Below are 18,622 nucleotides of genomic sequence, written 5' to 3' on the forward strand. Positions count from 1 at the left end.
CGCGCCGGATCGCCCGGGGGTCGACCTGTGCTCGATCGGCCAGACGCTTGACTGTCGATCGTGAGGCGCCGCGGAGCAGTCGTGAGCGTACGGACGGCCGCAGCGGGACGAGGTTCGAGGTGTAGGAAGGGTAATCGGAGGTCGGGCGTCGCCGCTTCACCGCTCGCGTTCCTCCAGCGTGCGCAGCAGACCCTGTAGGTGCCGGTCGGCGCTCATGCGGTGATCGAGTAGTGGGTTGACTATTCCGCGTAGCCACGAGTACTGCCGCCACCCCGCGGGGGCGATGGTGGTGGGGGCTCGGTTCACCATGCCGTCGACGATCGTCTTGGCGGCCTGCCGTGCCGTGATGCGGCGGCTGAGCGGCCAGGGGAGGAGTCCACCGATCTCCTTGCCGAGGTCGTCGGAGTCGAGCATGTCGTGGGTCATTGCGGTGTCCACGATGCCGAAGTAGGAGACTCCGGCGGTCGCGCCGTGCACTGCGAGTTCCACACGGAGTGCCCTTCCGAACTGTTCGATCGCCGACTTGCTGATCATGTACGGCGATCCGCCCGCGCCTGGGGCGAACGCCGCACATGAGGAGACCACGACGACGTGCCCTCTCTGCTTGATGATGTGGTCGAGGGCGGGGCGGACCGTGTTGTAGACGCCGGTGAGGTTGATGCCGATCACGCGGTCGAAGTCGGCATCGTCCATGGTCCGGATGGTGGACGGAGACGGTGTCACGCCGGCGTTCGCGACAACCGCGTCGAGGCGGCCGAAGTGGGCAACGGTGTCGGCGACTACCTTGGCCATCGCGGACCGGTCCCGGACGTCGGCTACCAGGCCGAGCGCGTTGGGCCCGAGCGTGGCAGCCGCCAGGTCGACGGCGTCCGGGTTCACGTCCACCAACGCGACTGCAGCGCCGCGTCCGACGAGGATCTCGGCGACGCCGAGCCCGATTCCTTGCGCGGCACCTGTGACTAGGACGGTTCGGCCTCGGAGGTCCAGTTGAGTTCGCTGTGGTCGCAAGATGGTCATGGACGAATCCGTTCCGCGTTCAGGGACCGCTGCGCGGCCGCGAGGATGAAGAGAAAGCCGGGGGCGAGCAGCGCGCCGAGCAGGAAGCCGGCCAGTGGACCGACGACGGGTACGTCGATGCGGGTGTCGAGCCGCCAGCGGACGCGGGTTCCCTTCGGGGTCTCCGTCAGGGAAACTGTCGCTCCCCGGTGGGGTAGTCGGGGCCGCGTCTTCTCGACGGTGTAGGAGATTCGGATGGGGCGTGCGAATTCGGTTACCACCTCGTCGAATTCGACGCCGGCGGCGCAGATCGTTCGGCGGGAGCCGACTCCAGACGGTTCGGTGCTGCCGGGCCCAGTCAGGTCGACGCGGGTGATCGGTAGTGCGGCAAGGTAGTTGGTGGCGTCTGCAAGCCAGTCGAAGACGCGGTCGATCGGTGCGTCGAGTGTACGGGCGATGGTAAACGGCATCAGCGGGTACTCACCGTGTAGGCGTCTGAGTCGAACTTCTCCACGCGGCGCTTGTACTCGAAACTCCACCCTGGGTAGAGGCCGGCGTTCTTGCCGTCCGCAGTGTGGTAGTAACTCGTGTCGCAGCCACCGGTGAGCCAGACCGTTCCGTCGCTGCGCCGGTTCATCTCGTCGACGAATCGATCCTGGACGTCGTCTCGGACCTCGACGCGGGTGAGTCCACGGCGCCGCATGGTGCTGACTGCGTCGACGATGTACTTGACCTGGGCCTCAATCATGTAGATCACCGACTGGTTGCCTACGGCACCGAATGCGCCGAGTGTGTTGAAAAAGTTGGGGAACCCGGCCACGGCCATGCCGAGATAGCTCTGCGGGGCCTTGCGGTACAGGTCTGCGTAGGTGATTCCGTTCACGCCCTGGATCCGCTCGTAGACGGCGGGGGGAACCTGGAACCCGGTGCCGTAGACGATGGTGTCCACCTCATGCTCGATGCCATCGCGGGTGACGACCGAGTGCGGACGGATCTCCGCGATGCCGGTGGTGACGACGTCGACGTTCTCGCGGGTGAGCGCCGGGAGGTACTCATCGGAGAAGATCGCGCGCTTGCAGCCGATCATGTAGTCCGGCGTCAGTGTCTTGCGCAGTTCGGGGTCGCGGACCTGGCGACGCAGCTGGTAGCGGCCCATCAGCTCGTAGGGGAAGCGGAACTTGTTGCTGACGAAGCCGACCAACCCGAACCCTTCGATCACACCGTAGAAGAGCGCGCGCATCGCCTTGCCGACGAGCGGAATGCGGCGAATCAACTGGCGCTCGAACCGGGAGGTGATCCGATCCATCCGGGGGATGATCCATGGCGCGGACCGCTGGAAGACCAACAGCCGCCGCGCCGTCTTCTGCAGTTCGGGGACGAACTGGACGGCCGAGGCCCCGGTCCCGATGACGGCGATCCGATCGCCCGTCGGGTCGTACGAGTGGTCCCAGTGCAGCGAGTGGAACGCGGTGCCGGTGAAGGTGTCCCGGCCCGGGATGTCGGGGTACTTGGCCTCGCCGTATACGCCAGCGGCGGTGACAACCACACGTGCAGTGACGGTGCCGGCACTCGTCTCGAGCGTCCACATCCGATCGGCTTCGTTCCACTGCGCGCCGAGCATCTCGACCTCGTACCAGATGTGCCGTTTCACATCGTAACGGTCGGCAACCTGGTGCAGGTAGGCGAGGATCTCCTCCTGTTTGCCGTAGGTCCGGGTCCAGTCCGGGTTCTGTGCGAACGAGTAGCTGTAGAGCTGTGACGGGACGTCGCAGGCGCAGCCAGGGTAGGTGTTGTCGCGCCAGGTGCCACCGAGAGCGGCGGCACGCTCGAGGATCACGAAGTCGTCGATCCCCGCTTCGCGGAGTTTGACGGCCATCGCGATGCCGCCGAAGCCAGCGCCAATGACGACGATCTCGTGGTCGGCTGCGGTCACATTCTGATCAGGCATCGGTGTCCTTGGGTGTCGAGCCGGTGGTGTCGAGGCGGGGGTCCGCGCCTCACTGGAAACGTATGTTTCCAGTACTGTTGGCATTGAGTCAAGAGTGCGATGGCCGTGAACTGCGATACCTGGGAGGGTGAAGGCATGGAGAGTCCCACTGTCTGGCGTGGTAGCACCCTGGGCGAGCGTGCGCAGGATCGCCGCGAGCAGTTCATAGCAGCGGGCTTTCGGCTGATCGGCGCGGACGGCACAGGGGCGGCCGCCGTGCGCGCCCTGTGCCGCGAGGCCGAATTGAGCGCGAAGTACTTCTACGAGACCTTCGACAGTCGTGGCGATCTCGTCATCGCGGTCTATGACCGGGTGGTCGGGGAGCTCGTCGAGGTGATCGGTGCCGCTGACATCCATGGCAAGTTGCCCGAGCGCCTGCGTATCACGTTCATGGCGGCGGCGGCGTACTTCGAGGAGGATCCGCGGCGCGCCCGCATTCTCTTCCGGGAGACGCTCGTTGACGACGTTCTCCGCGACCACGCTGTGGCGGCGATCCCGGTATTCGTGCTCCACGTCGCGCAGGTGGTGTGGCGGGACGGCGGCAGCGCGGGCCTCGCCGACCCGGACAAGCTCGGCCTCGTCGTCAGCTCATTGTCCGGGGCGCTGGTGATGGTCTTCCTGAACTGGCTCGAGGGTCGGATTTCCGCGACGGCCGATGAGGTCGCGGATCACTGCACCGACCTCGTGCTCGCCCTGCACGAGTTGGGGACCCGTACGCGCGGCTGATTCGCAGACTTGTTGACGCGGCGCCAATAGGCTGTCTATATTTGGCGCGGCGTCAACAGAGTGGACGTGAGGGTCGGTGCGGGGTAGGGGGCCGTGCCGGCGGCGACCGCTGATCCTCCTGTTACAGGCGAGATTTCGACTCCTTGTTGACGCCGTCAACGTCCACCTTGCGTTGTTTCGAGGAGTGGCCCCATGACAACCGATCCGACTTCAGCCGTCCCCATGCCGAATCCCGGGCAGGGCTCACTGACATCGCGCGAGCCCGCCACCGGCGAGATCGTCGCCGTGTTCCCGGTGCAGTCCGCACGGGATGTCACCGAGGTCGTCGATTCTGCGCGTGCAGCAGCGTCGTGGTGGAGCGTTCAATCGGTCAACGAGCGCAGCAGGCACCTCGAACGCTGGCGCCGCCACATCTGGCGGCGTCGGCGTGAACTCGCCGATCTGATCCACCGGGAGAACGGCAAGCCCGTGGACGACGCCATCGTCGAGATCGGGTTGACCGTCGAGCACATTCGCTGGGCGGAGCGTCACGCGAAACAGGTCCTCGCTTCGCGCCGGGTGTCGCCGGGGATTCTGCTGGCGAACTTCGCTGCTCGGGTCGATCACGAGCCGCTTGGGGTGGTCGGTGTGATCTCGCCGTGGAACTATCCGCTCTATGCCGCGAACAGTTCGACGGCCTTCGCTCTCGCTGCGGGCAATACGGTGGTGATTAAGCCGAGTGAGTACACCCCGGCCGTTGCCGACTGGTACGCCCGGGCGTTCGGATTCGCGAATCCCGCTGCGCCGACGGGCATTGTCACGGTGGTGACAGGTTACGGCGACACCGGTGCCGCGCTGTGCAGATCCGGGGTCGACAAGATCGCGTTCACCGGGTCCACCGCGACCGGTCGCGCTGTGATGGGGGCATGCGCGGAGACGGTGACGCCGACGGTGCTCGAACTAGGCGGAAAGGACGCCGCGATCGTGGCCGAGGACGCGGACCTCACCGAGGCCGCGAAGGCTATCGCATGGGGTGCCTTCACCAACGCCGGTCAGACCTGTGTCGGAGTCGAACGCGTCTACGTGGTGCGCTCTGTCGCTGACCGGTTGCTCGACCTTCTCATCTCAGAACTGCGCGGCGTCCGCGTCGGCACCACCTACGGTGCGATGACGATGCCGAAGCAGATCGACACCGTGCAGCGGCACCTTGCGGACGCCGTCGCAGTAGGCGGCGAGGTTGTGTTCGGAGGTATCGAGACCCCGCGCACCGATGGATTCCTCGACCCGGTCCTGCTCGCGAACGTTCCCGAGTCGTGTTCGGCAATGCGCGAGGAGACCTTCGGCCCTGTCCTCACAGTCAGGACGGTGGAGTCGATCGACGAGGCAGTCGAACTCGCGAACACTGGTGACTACGGTCTCAGCGCCTCGGTGTTTGCAGGTGAGCAGCGCGAGAAGATCGCGCGCCGCCTCGACGCCGGCCAGGTCTCCATCAACTCCGTTGTCGCGTTCGCGGGCATGGGTGCAGTACCGATGGGCGGAACGAAGGGCAGTGGCTTCGGTCGCCTGCACGGCCGCGAGGGACTGCTCGAATTCGTCCGGCCGAGGGCAGTGGTGCGTAAACGCTTCCGCATACCGGGTTTCGAGCCGATCACCTTGCACCGACAGCGTCACGTGGTACCCCTGACCGCCCTCGTTCTCAGCCTGCGCCACGGCGGGCTCCGCCGCCGGTAACCGACTCCGTCACAGCAGAACATGTCGCCGAAGGATCTGCTCGGCGCGTCCATCTTCACCCGCAGCGAATCGATGCGGGTCCCAGCAAGGAGGCAGAGTTGTCGGACAGCTTGTGCACGCACTTCCAGCGGCGCGTCGCCCGGAACGGCCACCAACCCGCCGTTCGCAATGCGGACGGCACCGTCGCGTACACCTGGGCGCAGTACGGTGCCCAGGTCCGTGAGCTCGCCGCCGGACTCGTCGCACTCGGCGTACGGAGCGGTGACACCGTCGGCATCATGCTGACCAACCGCCCTGAGTTTCACCTCGTCGACGCCGCGGTGATGCACCTCGGCGCCGTCGGGTTTTCGATCTACAACACAAGCAGCGTGAACCAAATCGCCTACCTGCTCGGCAACGCTGCGCCACGAGTTCTGGTGACCGAATCCCAGTTCCTGGAACGGATTCGAGAGGCAACCACAGACCGTGCGATCTCGACGGTCTGTGTTGACGCGACCGAACCGGACACGATCGGCCTGGACGAGATGATCGCCAGCGCCGATCCCGGCTTCGACTTCGACGCGGCATGGCAGTCGATCGGCCGCGACGATGTCCTGACACTCATCTACACGAGCGGCACGACCGGAAATCCGAAGGGTGTCGAGCTCACCCACGGAAACCTGCTGTACCAACTGGGGGTCGTCGAAGAGATCATCGGCGACCTCACCGCCGGTCGAGTCGTCTCATACCTGCCGGACGCGCACCTGATCAACCGGTGGCTGTGCCAGTACGCCCCCATGTACTTCGGCATGTCCGTGGTCGACGTCGAGAACCCGAAGACACTCATCGACGTGCTGCCCCAGGTGCGGCCGACGGCGTTCGCCGCGGTGCCGATGCTCTGGTACAAGATCAAGGGCAGCGTCGAAACCACACTGGCCGCCGAGTCCGGCATCAAGGGTGCCCTGGCGCGATGGGCGGTCGCAGCGGGTCGGAAGAAGGCGAAGGCGACCATCGCCGGCACGCCGCTCGGACGAGTTGACACGCTTGCCGCCACGCTTGCGGACAAACTGGTGCTCTCCAAGCTGCGAGCGAAGCTCGGGTTGGACGCCATCGATTCGGCCGTGTCCGGGGCCGCCCCGATCGACGTCGCGGCGCTGGAGTTCATGCTCGCCCTCGGAATCCCGGTGATGGAGGCCTGGGGTATGTCCGAGACCTCCGCCGTCACCACCGTGAACCCCGCCGCGCGGCCGAAGTACGGCACTGTCGGCAAAGCCATTCCCGGTACCGACGTGAAACTTGCGGAAGATGGAGAAATCCTCGTCCGCGGCGACGGCGTGATGCGCGGCTACCGAAACGATCCCGACCGGACGGCCGAGGTCCTCGACGGCGCCGGGTGGATCCACACCGGCGACGTCGGGCTGCTCGACAACGAGGGCTACCTGACGATCATCGACCGCAAGAAGGAACTGATCATCAACTCCGGCGGAAAGAACATGTCGCCGAGCAACATCGAGGGAGCGCTCAAAGCAGCGAGCCCACTCGTCGGCTCCGTCGCCGCGATCGGCGACAACCGACCCTATGTCACCGCGTTGATCACCCTCGACCCCGACGCGGCCGCGGCGTTCGCCGACCGCCACGGCATCGCCGACCCGACACCGGACACCCTCGCGAAGCATCCTGAGGTCCTCGCCGCGCTCGACGAAGCCGTCACAACGGCCAACGGACGACTCTCGCGCGTCGAAGGCATCCGTCGGTGGAAGGTGCTGCCGACCTTCTGGTTGCCCGGCGGCGACGAACTCACCCCGACCATGAAACTGCGCCGAGTACCCATCCGAGACAAGTACGCCGCAGACATCGCCGCGCTCTACGAACGCTGAACGCCAACAGCGCATCTCCACCACATCCTCGAGAGGAACCCCAGTCATGTCGCTGGACCATTTGACGACCGAACTTGACGATCTCACCGCACTCGCCCGCGACTTCTTCACCAAGGAGGTCGCACCCCGGCGCGAGGAGTTCGCCGAATCCGGGCAACCCGACCGCGCGCTCTACCGCAGGGCCGGTGAACTCGGCCTGCTCTGCATGTCCGTGCCGGAGGAGTACGGCGGCGGCGGCGCCACCTTCGCGCACGAAGCGGTGCTGTTCCGCGAGCAGGTCCGCGGCGGAGAAATGTCGATGCAGCTCGGCGTGCACACCGGCATCGTCCCGCACTACATTCTCGCCTACGCCAACGAAGAGCAGAAGCGACGCTGGCTGCCGAAGCTCGCCAGCGGTGAGTGGATCGGCGCGATCGCGATGACGGAGCCGGGAACCGGCTCCGACCTCCAGGCGATCACCACCCAGGCCGTCCGCGACGGCGACGACTACGTGATCTCCGGTGCCAAAACGTTCATCTCCAACGGCGCCACCTGCGACCTGATCATCATCGCGGTCAAGACCGACCCCAAGCAGGGCGCATCCGGGATCTCGCTGCTCGCCGCCGAGGTGGGCGACGAGACCCCGGGCTTCGTCCGCGGCCGCAAGCTCAAGAAGATCGGCCAGAAGGGCCAGGACACCACCGAGCTGTTCTTCGACGGACTCCGGGTACCGGCCGCGAACCTGCTCGGGACCGCCGAGGGGCAGGGCTTCATCCAACTGATGCAACAACTGCCCCAGGAACGCCTCATCGTCGGCGTGGCGGCACTCGGCGCGGTCGAGTCGGCATACGAGCACACACTCGCCTACGTCCGGGAACGTCACGCGTTCGGCAAACCGCTGTTCGCCCTGCAGAACACCCGCTTCGAACTCGCGGAGATCACCACGACCCTCGAGGTCATGCGAACCTTCGTCGACGATGCCATCGAGCGGCACCTGCGCGGCGAACTCGACGTCAAACGCGCCGCAATGATCAAGCTCTGGTGCTCCGACCGGCAGACCGAGGTCATCGACCGATGCCTGCAGCTGCACGGCGGCTACGGCTACATGGAGGAGTTCCCCATCGCCCGCCTCTTCGTCGACGGCCGCATCGCCCGCATCTACGCCGGCGCCAACGAGGTCATGAAAGACCTCATCGCCCGATTCCTCTGACCCCGAACGCACTGGAGCAGAACATGACCCACGCCTTCATCTACGAGGCCATCCGCACCCCGCGAGGCCGCGGAAAGAAGACCGGCGCACTGCACGGCGTCAAGCCGATCGACCTCGGCGTCGGACTCGTCCACGAGTTGCTCGCCCGTCACCCGCAGCTCGACCCAGCGACCATCGACGACATCGTCTTCGGTGTCGTCTCCCCGGTCGGCGACCAAGGCGCCGACATCGCCAAGACCATCGCCCTGCGCGCCGGACTCCCCGATTCCGTCGGCGGCGTCCAGCTCAACCGCTTCTGCGGTTCCGGACTCGAAGCGGTCAACACCGCCGCGCAGAAGGTCGTCTCCGGATGGGACGATCTCGTCCTCGCCGGCGGCGTCGAATCGATGTCCCGCATCCCGCTCGGCACGGACGGCGGCGCCTGGCCGATGGACCCGATCACCAACTACGAGACCTACTTCATCCCGCAGGGTGTCGCGGCCGACCTGATCGCCACCATCAACGGCTTCACCCGCGACGACGTCGACGCCTACGCGGTGCGCTCGCAGCAGCGGGCCGCGGCCGCGATCACCGGCGGCTACTTCGCCAAGTCGATCGCGCCGGTCCGTGACGTCAACGGTGCAGTGGTGCTCGACCACGATGAACTTGTCCGCGGCAACACCACCGCGGAAGCACTTGCAGGACTCAAGCCGTCGTTCGCCGACATGGGCAAGCTCGGCGGCTTCGACGCCGTCGCCCTGCAGAAGTACCACTGGGTCGAGAAGATCGACCACGTCCACCACGCCGGCAACTCGTCCGGTATCGCCGACGGCTCCGCGCTGGTGCTCGTCGGCAGCGAGGCCGCGGGCGAGGCCGCCGGACTGACGCCGCGGGCGCGCATCGTCGCGACCGCCACCAGCAGCGCCGACTCCACGATCATGCTGACCGGTCCCGTCCCGGCGACCGAGAAGGTGCTGGCCAAGGCCGGACTCACGGTCGACGACATCGACCTGTTCGAGCTGAACGAGGCGTTCGCGTCCGTCGTCCTGAACTACCAGCAGCACTTCGGCATAGCCGACGACGTCATCAACGTCAACGGAGGTGCGATCGCGATGGGCCACCCGCTCGGCGCCACCGGAGCGATGCTGACCGGAACCATGGTCGACGAGCTCGAGCGTCGCGGCGCCCGCCGCGCCCTGATCACCCTCTGCATCGGCGGCGGCATGGGCGTCGCCACCATCATCGAGCGGGTCTGAGGAGAACCGTCATGACCAACAACCACACCGACGTCATTCGCTGGGAGCAGGACGCCGACGGCGTCGTCACGGTCACCATCGACGATCCCGGCCAGCCCACCAACACCATGACCGACTCGATGGCAGTCGCACTCCGGTTGATCGTCGAACGCCTCGAGGACGAGAAGGACCGCATCACCGGTGTCGTCGTCACCTCGGGCAAGGACACGTTCTTCGCTGGCGGCGACCTGAACAAGCTGATGAACGCCGGTCCCGCCGACTCCGCCGAGATCGCTGCCGGGCTCGATCATTTCAAGGAGTCGTTCCGCCGCCTCGAGACCCTCGGCCGGCCCGTCGTCGCCGCGATCAACGGCACCGCGCTCGGCGGCGGCTTCGAGGTCGCGCTCGCCACGCACCACCGGATCGCCCTGGACAAGAAGGGCAGCCTGCTCGGCCTGCCCGAGGTCACCCTCGGCGTCCTGCCCGGCGCCGGCGGCGTCACCCGCGTCGTCCGCATGCTCGGCGTGACCCCCGCGATCCTGAACGTCGTCGGCCAGGGCCAACGGATGAATCCGTCGAAGGCGCTGAAGGTCGGCATCGTCGACGAGGTCGTCGCCACGGCCGACGAGATGCTCGCCCGCGCGAAGGCGTGGATCGCCGAGAACCCCGATGCTGCGCAGCCCTGGGACCGCAAGGGCTACAGAATCCCTGGTGGGGCCCCGAGCTCACCCGCCCTCGCCGCCCACCTGCCCGCTGTGCCGGCCAATGTACGCAAGCAGCTCAAGGGTGCACCGATGCCGGCCCCGATCGCCGTGGTCGCCACCGCGGTTGAGGGTGCACAGGTGGACATCGACACCGCCTTCGCCATCGAGACCCGCTACTGCACGAACCTGATCTGCGGCCAGGTGTCGGCGAACATGATCAAGGCACTGTTCTTCGACCTCAATGCCGTGAACAAGGGCCAGACCCGGCCCACTGACTACCCGGAGCGCCGCGCCGAGAAGGTCGCCGTCCTCGGCGCCGGCATGATGGGCGCGGCAATCGCCTATGTGGCTGCGCTATCTGGTGCTGAAGTGGTTCTGCGGGACATCACCATGGATGCGGCCGAGCGCGGTAAGGACTACTCCCGACGTTTGCTCGACGCGTCCGTGGCCAAGGGGCGTATCGACGAGGTCAAGCGCGACGCTGTTCTCGGCCGGATCCTCGCAACAGACAACATCGCCGACGTCAAGGATGCCGACCTCGTCGTCGAGGCGGTGTTCGAAGATGTCGAGCTGAAGAAGAAGGTCCTCGCCGAGGTCGCCGCCAACGTAGGCAACGACGACGTGCTACTTGCCTCGAACACCTCAGCCCTGCCGATTGGCGAGATGGCCTCCGCCGTCGACCGCCCGGACAACGTGATCGGTCTCCACTTCTTCTCCCCTGTCGACAAGATGCCGCTCGTCGAGGTCGTCGTCGGCGAGAGCACCTCCGACGAGGCACTGGCCCGCGCACTCGACTTCGTCAAGCAGATTCGCAAGACACCCATCGTCGTCAAGGACGTGTACGGCTTCTACGCGAACCGCGTCATCGCCAAGTTCGTGGACGAGGCGCTGTCCCTCGTCGCAGAAGGCATGCATCCGGCGAGCGCCGAACAGGCCGCGCTGCAGGCCGGATTCCCTGCTGGCGCACTGACACTCTTCGACGAGATCAACATGAAGACCATCGCGAAGATCCGCGCCGGATTCATCGCCGACGCGAAGTCCCGTGGCATCCCGTTCGTACCCAGCGCCTCTTACCCGCTCGTCGACCGGATGCTCGAGGAGTTCGACCGACCGGGGCGACTCGAGGGCCGCGGCTTCTACGAGTACGACGGGCCGGCGGGCAAGCGGCTGGGTCTGTGGCCGCGAATAGCCGAGGACTACCACCGCCCGTTCGTCGACATCCCGTTCGACGACGCCAAGGAGCGGATGCTCGTCGCCGCAGCGATCGAGGCCTACCAGTGCTACGACGAGGGTGTGATCACCACCGTCGCTGAGGCGAACATCGGCTCCATCATGGGGATTGGATTTCCCGCCTGGACGGGAGGCGCGCTGCAGTACATCAACCAATACAATGGTGGTCTCGCCGGATTCGTTGCCCGCGCCGATCAACTTCGGGAACGCTACGGCGACCGGTTCGTGGTCGCAGGTTCGCTACGTGCGTCGGCTGCGAGAGGCGAGCGGCTGCTGTGACAGCATTGACGCCATGACGACCAACCTCGAACCTCGGTGGCGACGCCTGGAGCCGGATGAGCGGCGGTCTGCGATCCTGACTGCCGCCATCCGGGTCTTCGGTGAGCAACCCTACGGGTCCGTCCAGATGGCGGCGGTCGCCAAAGAGGCCGGTGTCGCCCGAGGGCTGCTCCACCACTACTTCGGGACCAAACGAGACCTGTACCTCGAAGTCGTGCGTGCGATGATGTTCGTCCCGATGCTCGACGACGTGGACCTCCCTGAGGGGACGCTGCGCGAGCGGGTGACCGCGTCCGTCGACTGGCTGATGAAGGTTCTGGCGGCCCACGGTCGGACCTGGCTCGCGGTCGGCGTTGATGGGGGAGGCAACGACCCTGAACTGCGGGCGATCCTCGACGAGGCCGACAACCAAGCGGCCGATCGGGTTCTCGAGGCGATCGGGTTCACGGGCACCGGGAGCGCGCGGGTCACCGCACTGGCGACCATCCGTGCGTACGGCGGGATGGTGAAGGCCGCAGTGCGGGAATGGGTGGACCACGAGACCCTCACACAGGATCAGGTGCGGGAGGTTCTCAGCGAGACGCTGGTAGTTCTGGGCGAGCGAATCGTCCGCTAACCGCGACGGGTGGGGGTTGAGGGGAGTGTCGGCCCCCACCCGCCGACGGTCAGCCCTGACGGCAGGCCGCGGCCGCGGCTACCGTCTCCGTGTCCACCAGTCGGTCGGTCGGAACGGGTGTGTCGTACTCCAGGTTGCCCTGGGCCATCGTCCACTCCTGCAGCTCCTCGACGTACGTGTCAGCGCCGTCCATGCTGAGGGTTGGATCAAACGTCAACGGAACACCCTCGCGCAGCGACGCCTCGTCCTGGTCGAGTGCCGCCGCGAGCAACCGCACCGTTTCCGGGTTCCCGCGGTAGTTGCCTTGCAGATACTTCTCGGACACGTCCCCGACCACCATCATGAACCGCTTGAGAACCTCGGGGCGGTCACCGAGCGACGGGCCGGCGAGCAGTGCGCTGCCGTTCACGCCCGGCTCGTACGTCCCGAGCAAACGGAGGTTCTCGTCCTTCGCTGCCATCCGCTCGAACGGCTGCGACAGCCACGCCGCCGCCACCGCGCCGTTCTCCAGTGACGCAAGCGAATCCGCGCCGCTGAGCACCGTCCACTTTACGTCGTCAAGGGTCATGCCCTGTTCAGTCAACGACTTCTCGAGCAGCTTGGCACCCGCGCCGGTCCCGGCCGGCGCGACAGGCGTCGCGATCAGCTGACCCTTCAGACCTGACAGGTCGAGTTCGTCACCTGTCCCCACGTACCGGATGTTCGCCCAGTATCCGGGCAGCTCCTCCGTCTCTTCCGTCGACGGCAGCTCGTACAACGGCATCACCCACCGCAGGTTCATCCCGCTGTTGGCCATGTTGAAGTTGGCGGTACTGAACGACGTCATCTGCCCGTCGAGTCTGCGTTGCGCGATCTGGGGAAGGGCGTCCGCGGTGGGCAGCGGCTCGATCTTGACATCCAGGTTCGCCTCATCGAACGCTCCGCTTTCGATCGCGAGCAGCACAGGCGCCATTCCCTCGATCAGTTGCCCGGCGGCGAGCGTCACCGATTCGCGAGCCGACGACGTGGGGCATGCCTCGGACGAGCCACCTTCCGCTGCAGTGGAATTGGTTCCTTCGGGTGTGGAGCAACCAGTCAGAGCGAGGGGTACGACCGCCGCGAAGGCGGCAGTGGTGAGCACATTTCTCAGTGGGCGCATGTGGGGGCCTTCCGTGGGAACGGGTCATGGATGTGATGAGACGCAGACCACATCACGGCGCTGTGTGGTGTCAACGAACGGGAGCGTCGCGCCAACCCGCCGTAGCCGGCCTCCGCAGCCCTGACCTGCTCCTTCGCGGAACCCATTCAATTCTCCGGCACCGCCCGTCGGCAACTGGTCCTTGTTCGGCGCTGGTCGGGCCGCATTCAATCGGAAGAACCCGAAAGTCCCGGAATTGGAAAGGTGGAACCCCTATGCGTGACGTCGTCATCGTCGAAGCCGTGCGGAGCCCCATCGGTCGCCGCAGGAAGGGCCTCGCCGATGTGCATCCCGTGGAACTCGCGGGTCAGGTCCTGCGCGGTCTGATCGACCGGTCGGGCCTCGACCCCCTCCTGGTGGACGACGTGATCATGGGTTGTGTGTCCCAGGCAGGGGAACAGGCGGGGAACATCGCACGGATGGCTGCGCTCTCCGCAGGGTGGCCGGAATCCGTTCCCGGCGTCACCGTCGACCGACAGTGCGGATCATCGCAGCAGGCAGTACATTTCGCCGCAGCGTCGATCCTGTCAGGTATGCAGGACATCGTGGTGGCCGCGGGAGTCGAGTCGATGACCAGGGTCCCGATGGGCACCGCCCGGATGGGGGTGGAGTCGGCACTTGGGCCCAGCCTGGAACAGCGATACGGGATCACCCGTTTCAATCAGGGCACCGGCGCCGACCGGATCGCCGAAGAGTGGCAGCTGTCGCGACGGCAACTCGACGAACTGTCCGCCGTGTCCCACCACCGTGCGGCCGAGGCGCAACGCACAGGAACGTTCGCCGACGAGATCCTTCCCGTCACCACCCCCAACGGCAACGTGGTGGCGGCCGACGAGGGCATCCGACCCGAGACGACCGCCGAGACCCTCGCCGCGCTCGAGCCCGCATTCGGCGGGTTGCACACTGCCGGCTCCGCGTCCCAGGTCTCGGACGGGGCCGCGGCCCTGCTCCTGATGACGTCGGAGCGCGCCGCCGAACTCGGCCTGACCCCGATGGCGCGCCTGCACTCATTCAGTGTCGTTGGCTCCGACCCACTCACGATGCTGACCGGCCCGATCCCGGCGACGGCGGCCGTGCTCGCCAAAGCGGGTCTCGGGATCGACGACATCGACACCTTCGAGGTGAACGAAGCGTTTGCGTCGGTCCTCGGAGCCTGGCTGACGGAAACAGGCGCCGACCCAGCACGCACGAATCCGCAGGGCGGCGCCATTGCTCTCGGGCACCCGCTCGGTGCGTCCGGCGCCCGGCTCATGACCACGATGGTCCATCGCATGAAGCGGGAGGGCAGTCGCTGGGGCCTGCAAGCCATGTGCGAGGGCGGCGGCATGGCGAACGCGACGGTCGTGGAGGCTCTCGCATGAGCACACCCAGTGTGCTGGTCGCCCGCGACGGTGCGGTCACGACACTGACCCTCAATCGCCCCGACCGCAAGAACGCGCTCGACCGATCCGCGTGGATCGCGCTGCGCGAGGCCGTCGAGGATGTGGCTGACGACGGGACCACGCGAGCGATGGTGGTGCAGGGCGCCGCGGACACCTTCTGCTCCGGCGCCGATGTCACCGCGGGTGGGGGTCCGGCGGCGCACCCGTCCGCCCGGATGCGGTTGATCACCAGTGCCGTCGTCGCGCTGCACGAGATCCCGGTGCCGACGATCGCCAAGGTCGACGGCGACGCGGTGGGCGCGGGCTGGAACCTTGCTCTCGCTTGCGATCTCGTCGTCGCCACGACCCGTTCGCGATTCTCCCAGATCTTCGCCCGGCGCGGCCTGTCGGTCGACTGCGGCGGATCGTGGTTGCTGCCACGGATGGTCGGGGTGCACCGCGCGAAGGAACTCCTGTTCCTGCCGGACCTACTCGACGCGACGGCGGTCCATCAGCTGGGGCTGGTGAACCGGCTGGTGGACGCGGCCGATCTCGAATCCACGGTTGCCGAGCTGGCGGCACGGATCGCAGCCGGACCACCAGTCGCGCTCGCGCAGAACAAGGCGTTGGTCAACGCTGCGTTCAACGGCACGTTCGCCGAGGCCGTCGCGCGCGAGAACGACGCCCAACTCATCAATTTCGCGACCGACGCACCGGTCGGTCGCGCCGCTGCGGTGGCCCGCGAGACACCGCGATTCGAAGGACGGTGGCAACTGTGACCACACCCGGACCGATACGCACACCCTTCACGGAGCTGTTCGGGATCGACGTACCGCTCGTGCAGGGCGGGATGCAGTGGGTCGGACGGGCGGAGATGACCGCCGCCGTCGCCAACGCTGGAGCTCTCGGCTTCCTCACTGCGCTCACCCAGCCGTCTCCGGCCGCGCTCGCAGCGGAAATCGAGCGGACCCGAGGGCTGACCGATCGCGCCTTCGGCGTCAACCTGACGATCCTGCCCACGATCAATCCGCCCCCGTACGACGAGTACTGCCGGGTGATCGTGGACAGCGGGGTCAGGATCGTCGAGACAGCAGGCAATCTGCCCGCTCATATCGTCGAGATGCTGAGCCCGCACGGCGTCAAGATCATTCACAAGTGCACGAGCGTCCGGCACGCGATGAAGGCCGAGTCCCTCGGCGTTGCCGCGATCAGCATCGACGGCTTCGAGTGCGCGGGCCATCCCGGTGAGGACGACATCGGAGGACTCGTGCTGATACCGCGCACCGTCGAAAGCGTGTCGATTCCCGTCATCGCCTCGGGTGGCATCGCCGACGCCCGAGGGCTCGTCGCGGCCCTCGCGCTCGGCGCCGATGGGGTGAACATGGGGACACGCTTCATGTGCACCCAGGAGTCGCCGATCCACCCGGACATCAAGGACGCCATCGTCAACGCCGATGAGCGGGCAACGGAACTCATCTTCCGTCAGCTGAACAACACGGCGCGCGTTGCCAGCAATGACGTCAGCCGGGAGGTGGTCCGGCGCCTGAACGACGGTGCAGTGTTCGAAGACATTCGCGAACTCGTCGCAGGGGCCAGGGGGCGCCGGGTGTACGAGAACGGCGATCCCGACCTGGGTATCTGGACCGTCGGCACGTCGCAAGGCCTGATTCACGACGTCCCCACAGTGGCGGAACTCGTCGAGCGCATTGTCCTCGAAGCCACCGATCTCATCGCGAACCGGCTCGCTCCGCTGGTTCCCGTTCCGAACGGACAGTTCGCATGACCGACGAAGTACTGATCGAACGCACCGACGGTGTACTACTCATCACCCTCAACCGACCGGACGCGCGCAATGCCATGACGCTCGCGATGGCCGAGCGCATCGGGGCGGCCGTCGACGACCTAGAGTCGGACGACACCTTGTCGGCGGCGGTCATCGCTGGAACGGGGACCGCGTTCTGTGCGGGAATGGACCTCAAGGGCTTCCTCCGCGGTGAGAAGCCGTCGATTCCCGGTCGCGGGTTCGGCGGGATTGCACAGCGGCCGCCGACGAAGCCGCTGATCGCAGCGGTCGAGGGATGGGCGCTGGCGGGAGGATTTGAACTCGTGCTGGCATGCGACCTGGTGGTCGCCTCTGAAACCGCCCGATTCGGGCTTCCCGAGACGAAACGTGGCCTGGTCGCGGCGGCAGGTGGGCTCTTCCGCCTTCGCGAGCGCATCCCGGCCAACATCGCGCTCGAGCTCATTCTGACCGGTGAGCCCATCGACGCGGGGCGCCTACATCACTACGGCCTGGTCAATCACGTGACCCCCGGCGGGCAGGCGCTGGATCGAGCACTCGAGCTGGCAGCCACCATCGCCGCGAACGGGCCCCTCGCCGTCGCGGCGAGCAAGCGAGTATTCGTGGAGTCCGTCGACTGGGATTTGGAGGACAGGTTCGCCCGGCAGGCGCCGATCACCGCGCCGATCGCGACGAGCAACGACGCGCGTGAGGGTGCCGCGGCGTTCGCCGAGAAGCGGCGCCCGGTGTGGACCCGGTCATGAGCCCGGCGCCGCTGACCGGCATTCGCGTGGTAGAGCTCGGCGGTGTCGGCCCGACACCGTTCTGCGCGATGATGCTGGCGGACCACGGTGCAGAGGTGACCCGTCTCGTTCGACCCGGCGCCGTGCCGCGCCCGGCCGTCCTGGACCGCGGAAAGCGGATCGTCGAGATCGATCTCAAGGATCCGAGCTGCCGCCAGGAGGTTTTGGCGCTCGTCGCAGACGCGGACGCCGTGATCGAAGGATTCCGTCCCGGCGTCGCGGAACGGCTCGGCCTCGGACCAGACGACGTGGCCGGCGTGAGGCCCGGGATCGTCTACGGCCGTATGACCGGGTGGGGGCAGAGCGGCCCACTTGCCGACAGTGCCGGGCACGACATCAACTACATCGCGGTCAGTGGCGTACTCGGTTCGATTCGCCGGGAGCCGGACCGACCGGTGGTTCCCCTCAACGTGGTGGGTGACTTCGGAGGCGGTGCGATGATGCTCGCGTTCGGTCTGGTCAGTGCGCTCCTGAGAGCCAAAGACACCGGTGTCGGTGCCATCGTCGATGCGGCGATGGTGGACGGGTCCGCTGCCCTCATGGCCATGACGTGGGGATTTGCCGCGGAGGGTCGGTGGTCGGAGCCCGCAGGCCGGAACCTGCTCGATGGGGGCGCACCCTTCTATGACACCTACACTTGCGCCGATGGTCGTCATGTCGCAGTAGGGGCCATCGAACCGCAGTTCTATCGCGAGCTCCTGGACGGTCTCGACCTGACGGACCAGGTGGACCCCCGAGACCAGCACGACCGCGATGCCTGGCCGCAGCATCGCCGACTCTTCGAGTCCCGGTTCGCAACTCGCGACCGGGACGGATGGGTCGAGCACTTCGCTGGGCGCGACGCGTGCGTGTCGCCAGTTCTGGCCATGCATGAGGCCCCGCATCATCCTCACAACCGTGAACGCGCTGTCTTCTCCACGGACGCCAACGGATTCGCGTTGCCGGAACCCGCGCCACGGATTACCGCACTCGGCTCCTCTCGCCGGGACTGACA

16 protein-coding genes are annotated in these 18,622 nt (G+C 66.7%); 12 read left to right on the plus strand and 4 right to left on the minus strand.

Annotated features, from left to right (window positions below; translation table 11 throughout):
- Positions 1–156: 156 nt before the first annotated feature.
- From QNA09_RS29005 to QNA09_RS29015, 3 genes are read right to left on the minus strand one after another with little or no spacing between them, the layout of a single operon-like run.
- Positions 157–1,017: a short-chain dehydrogenase/reductase gene (locus QNA09_RS29005; protein WP_064257002.1), complete on the minus strand. Its 861-nt coding sequence runs from the start codon at positions 1,015–1,017 to the stop codon at positions 157–159.
- Positions 1,014–1,466 carry an SRPBCC family protein gene (locus tag QNA09_RS29010; RefSeq protein ID WP_064257001.1) on the minus strand — a complete coding sequence of 151 codons (453 nt, stop codon included), beginning with the start codon at positions 1,464–1,466 and terminating at the stop codon, positions 1,014–1,016. Before QNA09_RS29010 ends, QNA09_RS29005 begins: the two co-directional genes overlap by 4 nt.
- On the minus strand, positions 1,466–2,944 hold the full coding sequence (locus QNA09_RS29015) for an NAD(P)/FAD-dependent oxidoreductase (protein WP_064257000.1): 1,479 nt from the start codon (positions 2,942–2,944) through the stop codon (positions 1,466–1,468). The genes QNA09_RS29010 and QNA09_RS29015 overlap by 1 nt, the downstream gene beginning before the upstream one ends.
- 135 nt (positions 2,945–3,079) lie before the next feature.
- Here QNA09_RS29015 and QNA09_RS29020 point away from each other — a divergent pair, with 135 nt between their 5' ends.
- The 7 genes from QNA09_RS29020 (at position 3,080) to QNA09_RS29050 (ending at position 12,507) form a co-directional block, all read left to right on the plus strand.
- A complete protein-coding gene (locus tag QNA09_RS29020; RefSeq protein ID WP_064257019.1) occupies positions 3,080–3,709 on the plus strand; it encodes a TetR/AcrR family transcriptional regulator in 630 nt (209 codons plus the stop codon).
- A 192-nt stretch (positions 3,710–3,901) separates the two neighbouring features.
- Entirely contained in the window at positions 3,902–5,419 is a 1,518-nt protein-coding gene (locus tag QNA09_RS29025; RefSeq protein WP_082899726.1) for an aldehyde dehydrogenase family protein, read from the plus strand.
- 98 nt (positions 5,420–5,517) lie between these two features.
- A complete protein-coding gene (locus tag QNA09_RS29030; RefSeq protein ID WP_064256998.1) occupies positions 5,518–7,275 on the plus strand; it encodes a long-chain fatty acid--CoA ligase in 1,758 nt (585 codons plus the stop codon).
- 46 nt (positions 7,276–7,321) lie between these two features.
- Positions 7,322–8,464 carry an acyl-CoA dehydrogenase family protein gene (locus QNA09_RS29035; protein WP_064256997.1) on the plus strand — a complete coding sequence of 381 codons (1,143 nt, stop codon included), beginning with the start codon at positions 7,322–7,324 and terminating at the stop codon, positions 8,462–8,464.
- Between the two features lie 23 nt (positions 8,465–8,487).
- Positions 8,488–9,699, plus strand: coding sequence for an acetyl-CoA C-acetyltransferase (locus QNA09_RS29040; protein WP_064256996.1), 1,212 nt, complete (start codon positions 8,488–8,490; stop codon positions 9,697–9,699).
- 11 nt (positions 9,700–9,710) lie between these two features.
- Positions 9,711–11,891, plus strand: a complete 2,181-nt coding sequence (locus tag QNA09_RS29045; RefSeq protein ID WP_064256995.1) for a 3-hydroxyacyl-CoA dehydrogenase NAD-binding domain-containing protein — start codon at positions 9,711–9,713, stop codon at positions 11,889–11,891.
- Positions 11,892–11,904: 13 nt separating this feature from the next.
- Positions 11,905–12,507: a TetR/AcrR family transcriptional regulator gene (locus QNA09_RS29050; RefSeq protein ID WP_064256994.1), complete on the plus strand. Its 603-nt coding sequence runs from the start codon at positions 11,905–11,907 to the stop codon at positions 12,505–12,507.
- Between the two features lie 49 nt (positions 12,508–12,556).
- On the opposite strand, the gene QNA09_RS29055 is transcribed toward QNA09_RS29050, so the two are convergent.
- Positions 12,557–13,492, minus strand: coding sequence for an ABC transporter substrate-binding protein (locus tag QNA09_RS29055; RefSeq protein WP_064256993.1), 936 nt, complete (start codon positions 13,490–13,492; stop codon positions 12,557–12,559).
- 407 nt (positions 13,493–13,899) lie between these two features.
- On the opposite strand from QNA09_RS29055, the gene QNA09_RS29060 reads away from it, so the two are divergent.
- From QNA09_RS29060 to QNA09_RS29080, 5 genes are read left to right on the plus strand one after another with little or no spacing between them, the layout of a single operon-like run.
- Positions 13,900–15,045, plus strand: coding sequence for a thiolase family protein (locus QNA09_RS29060; protein ID WP_064256992.1), 1,146 nt, complete (start codon positions 13,900–13,902; stop codon positions 15,043–15,045).
- Entirely contained in the window at positions 15,042–15,824 is a 783-nt protein-coding gene (locus tag QNA09_RS29065; protein WP_064256991.1) for an enoyl-CoA hydratase/isomerase family protein, read from the plus strand. Before QNA09_RS29060 ends, QNA09_RS29065 begins: the two co-directional genes overlap by 4 nt.
- 14 nt (positions 15,825–15,838) lie before the next feature.
- A complete protein-coding gene (locus QNA09_RS29070; protein ID WP_064257018.1) occupies positions 15,839–16,828 on the plus strand; it encodes a nitronate monooxygenase family protein in 990 nt (329 codons plus the stop codon).
- Positions 16,825–17,589 carry a crotonase/enoyl-CoA hydratase family protein gene (locus QNA09_RS29075; protein WP_064256990.1) on the plus strand — a complete coding sequence of 255 codons (765 nt, stop codon included), beginning with the start codon at positions 16,825–16,827 and terminating at the stop codon, positions 17,587–17,589. The genes QNA09_RS29070 and QNA09_RS29075 overlap by 4 nt, the downstream gene beginning before the upstream one ends.
- Positions 17,586–18,620 (plus strand): CaiB/BaiF CoA-transferase family protein, encoded by a 1,035-nt coding sequence (locus QNA09_RS29080; RefSeq protein ID WP_156665292.1) that lies wholly within the window; start codon positions 17,586–17,588, stop codon positions 18,618–18,620. Before QNA09_RS29075 ends, QNA09_RS29080 begins: the two co-directional genes overlap by 4 nt.
- The last annotated feature ends 2 nt before the right edge of the window (positions 18,621–18,622 follow it).

The organism is Rhodococcus sp. AH-ZY2 (assembly GCF_030916465.1).
Taxonomy (GTDB): Bacteria; Actinomycetota; Actinomycetes; order Mycobacteriales; family Mycobacteriaceae; genus Rhodococcus; species Rhodococcus ruber.

Coding starts and splice junctions, on each gene's coding strand:
- QNA09_RS29005 (WP_064257002.1), bottom strand. CDS start 1,017: ATGACCATCTTGCGACCACAGCGAACTCAACTGGACCTCCGAGGCCGA.
- QNA09_RS29010 (WP_064257001.1), bottom strand. CDS start 1,466: ATGCCGTTTACCATCGCCCGTACACTCGACGCACCGATCGACCGCGTC.
- QNA09_RS29015 (WP_064257000.1), bottom strand. CDS start 2,944: ATGCCTGATCAGAATGTGACCGCAGCCGACCACGAGATCGTCGTCATT.
- QNA09_RS29020 (WP_064257019.1), top strand. CDS start 3,080: ATGGAGAGTCCCACTGTCTGGCGTGGTAGCACCCTGGGCGAGCGTGCG.
- QNA09_RS29025 (WP_082899726.1), top strand. CDS start 3,902: ATGACAACCGATCCGACTTCAGCCGTCCCCATGCCGAATCCCGGGCAG.
- QNA09_RS29035 (WP_064256997.1), top strand. CDS start 7,322: ATGTCGCTGGACCATTTGACGACCGAACTTGACGATCTCACCGCACTC.
- QNA09_RS29040 (WP_064256996.1), top strand. CDS start 8,488: ATGACCCACGCCTTCATCTACGAGGCCATCCGCACCCCGCGAGGCCGC.
- QNA09_RS29045 (WP_064256995.1), top strand. CDS start 9,711: ATGACCAACAACCACACCGACGTCATTCGCTGGGAGCAGGACGCCGAC.
- QNA09_RS29050 (WP_064256994.1), top strand. CDS start 11,905: ATGACGACCAACCTCGAACCTCGGTGGCGACGCCTGGAGCCGGATGAG.
- QNA09_RS29060 (WP_064256992.1), top strand. CDS start 13,900: ATGCGTGACGTCGTCATCGTCGAAGCCGTGCGGAGCCCCATCGGTCGC.
- QNA09_RS29065 (WP_064256991.1), top strand. CDS start 15,042: ATGAGCACACCCAGTGTGCTGGTCGCCCGCGACGGTGCGGTCACGACA.
- QNA09_RS29075 (WP_064256990.1), top strand. CDS start 16,825: ATGACCGACGAAGTACTGATCGAACGCACCGACGGTGTACTACTCATC.
- QNA09_RS29080 (WP_156665292.1), top strand. CDS start 17,586: ATGAGCCCGGCGCCGCTGACCGGCATTCGCGTGGTAGAGCTCGGCGGT.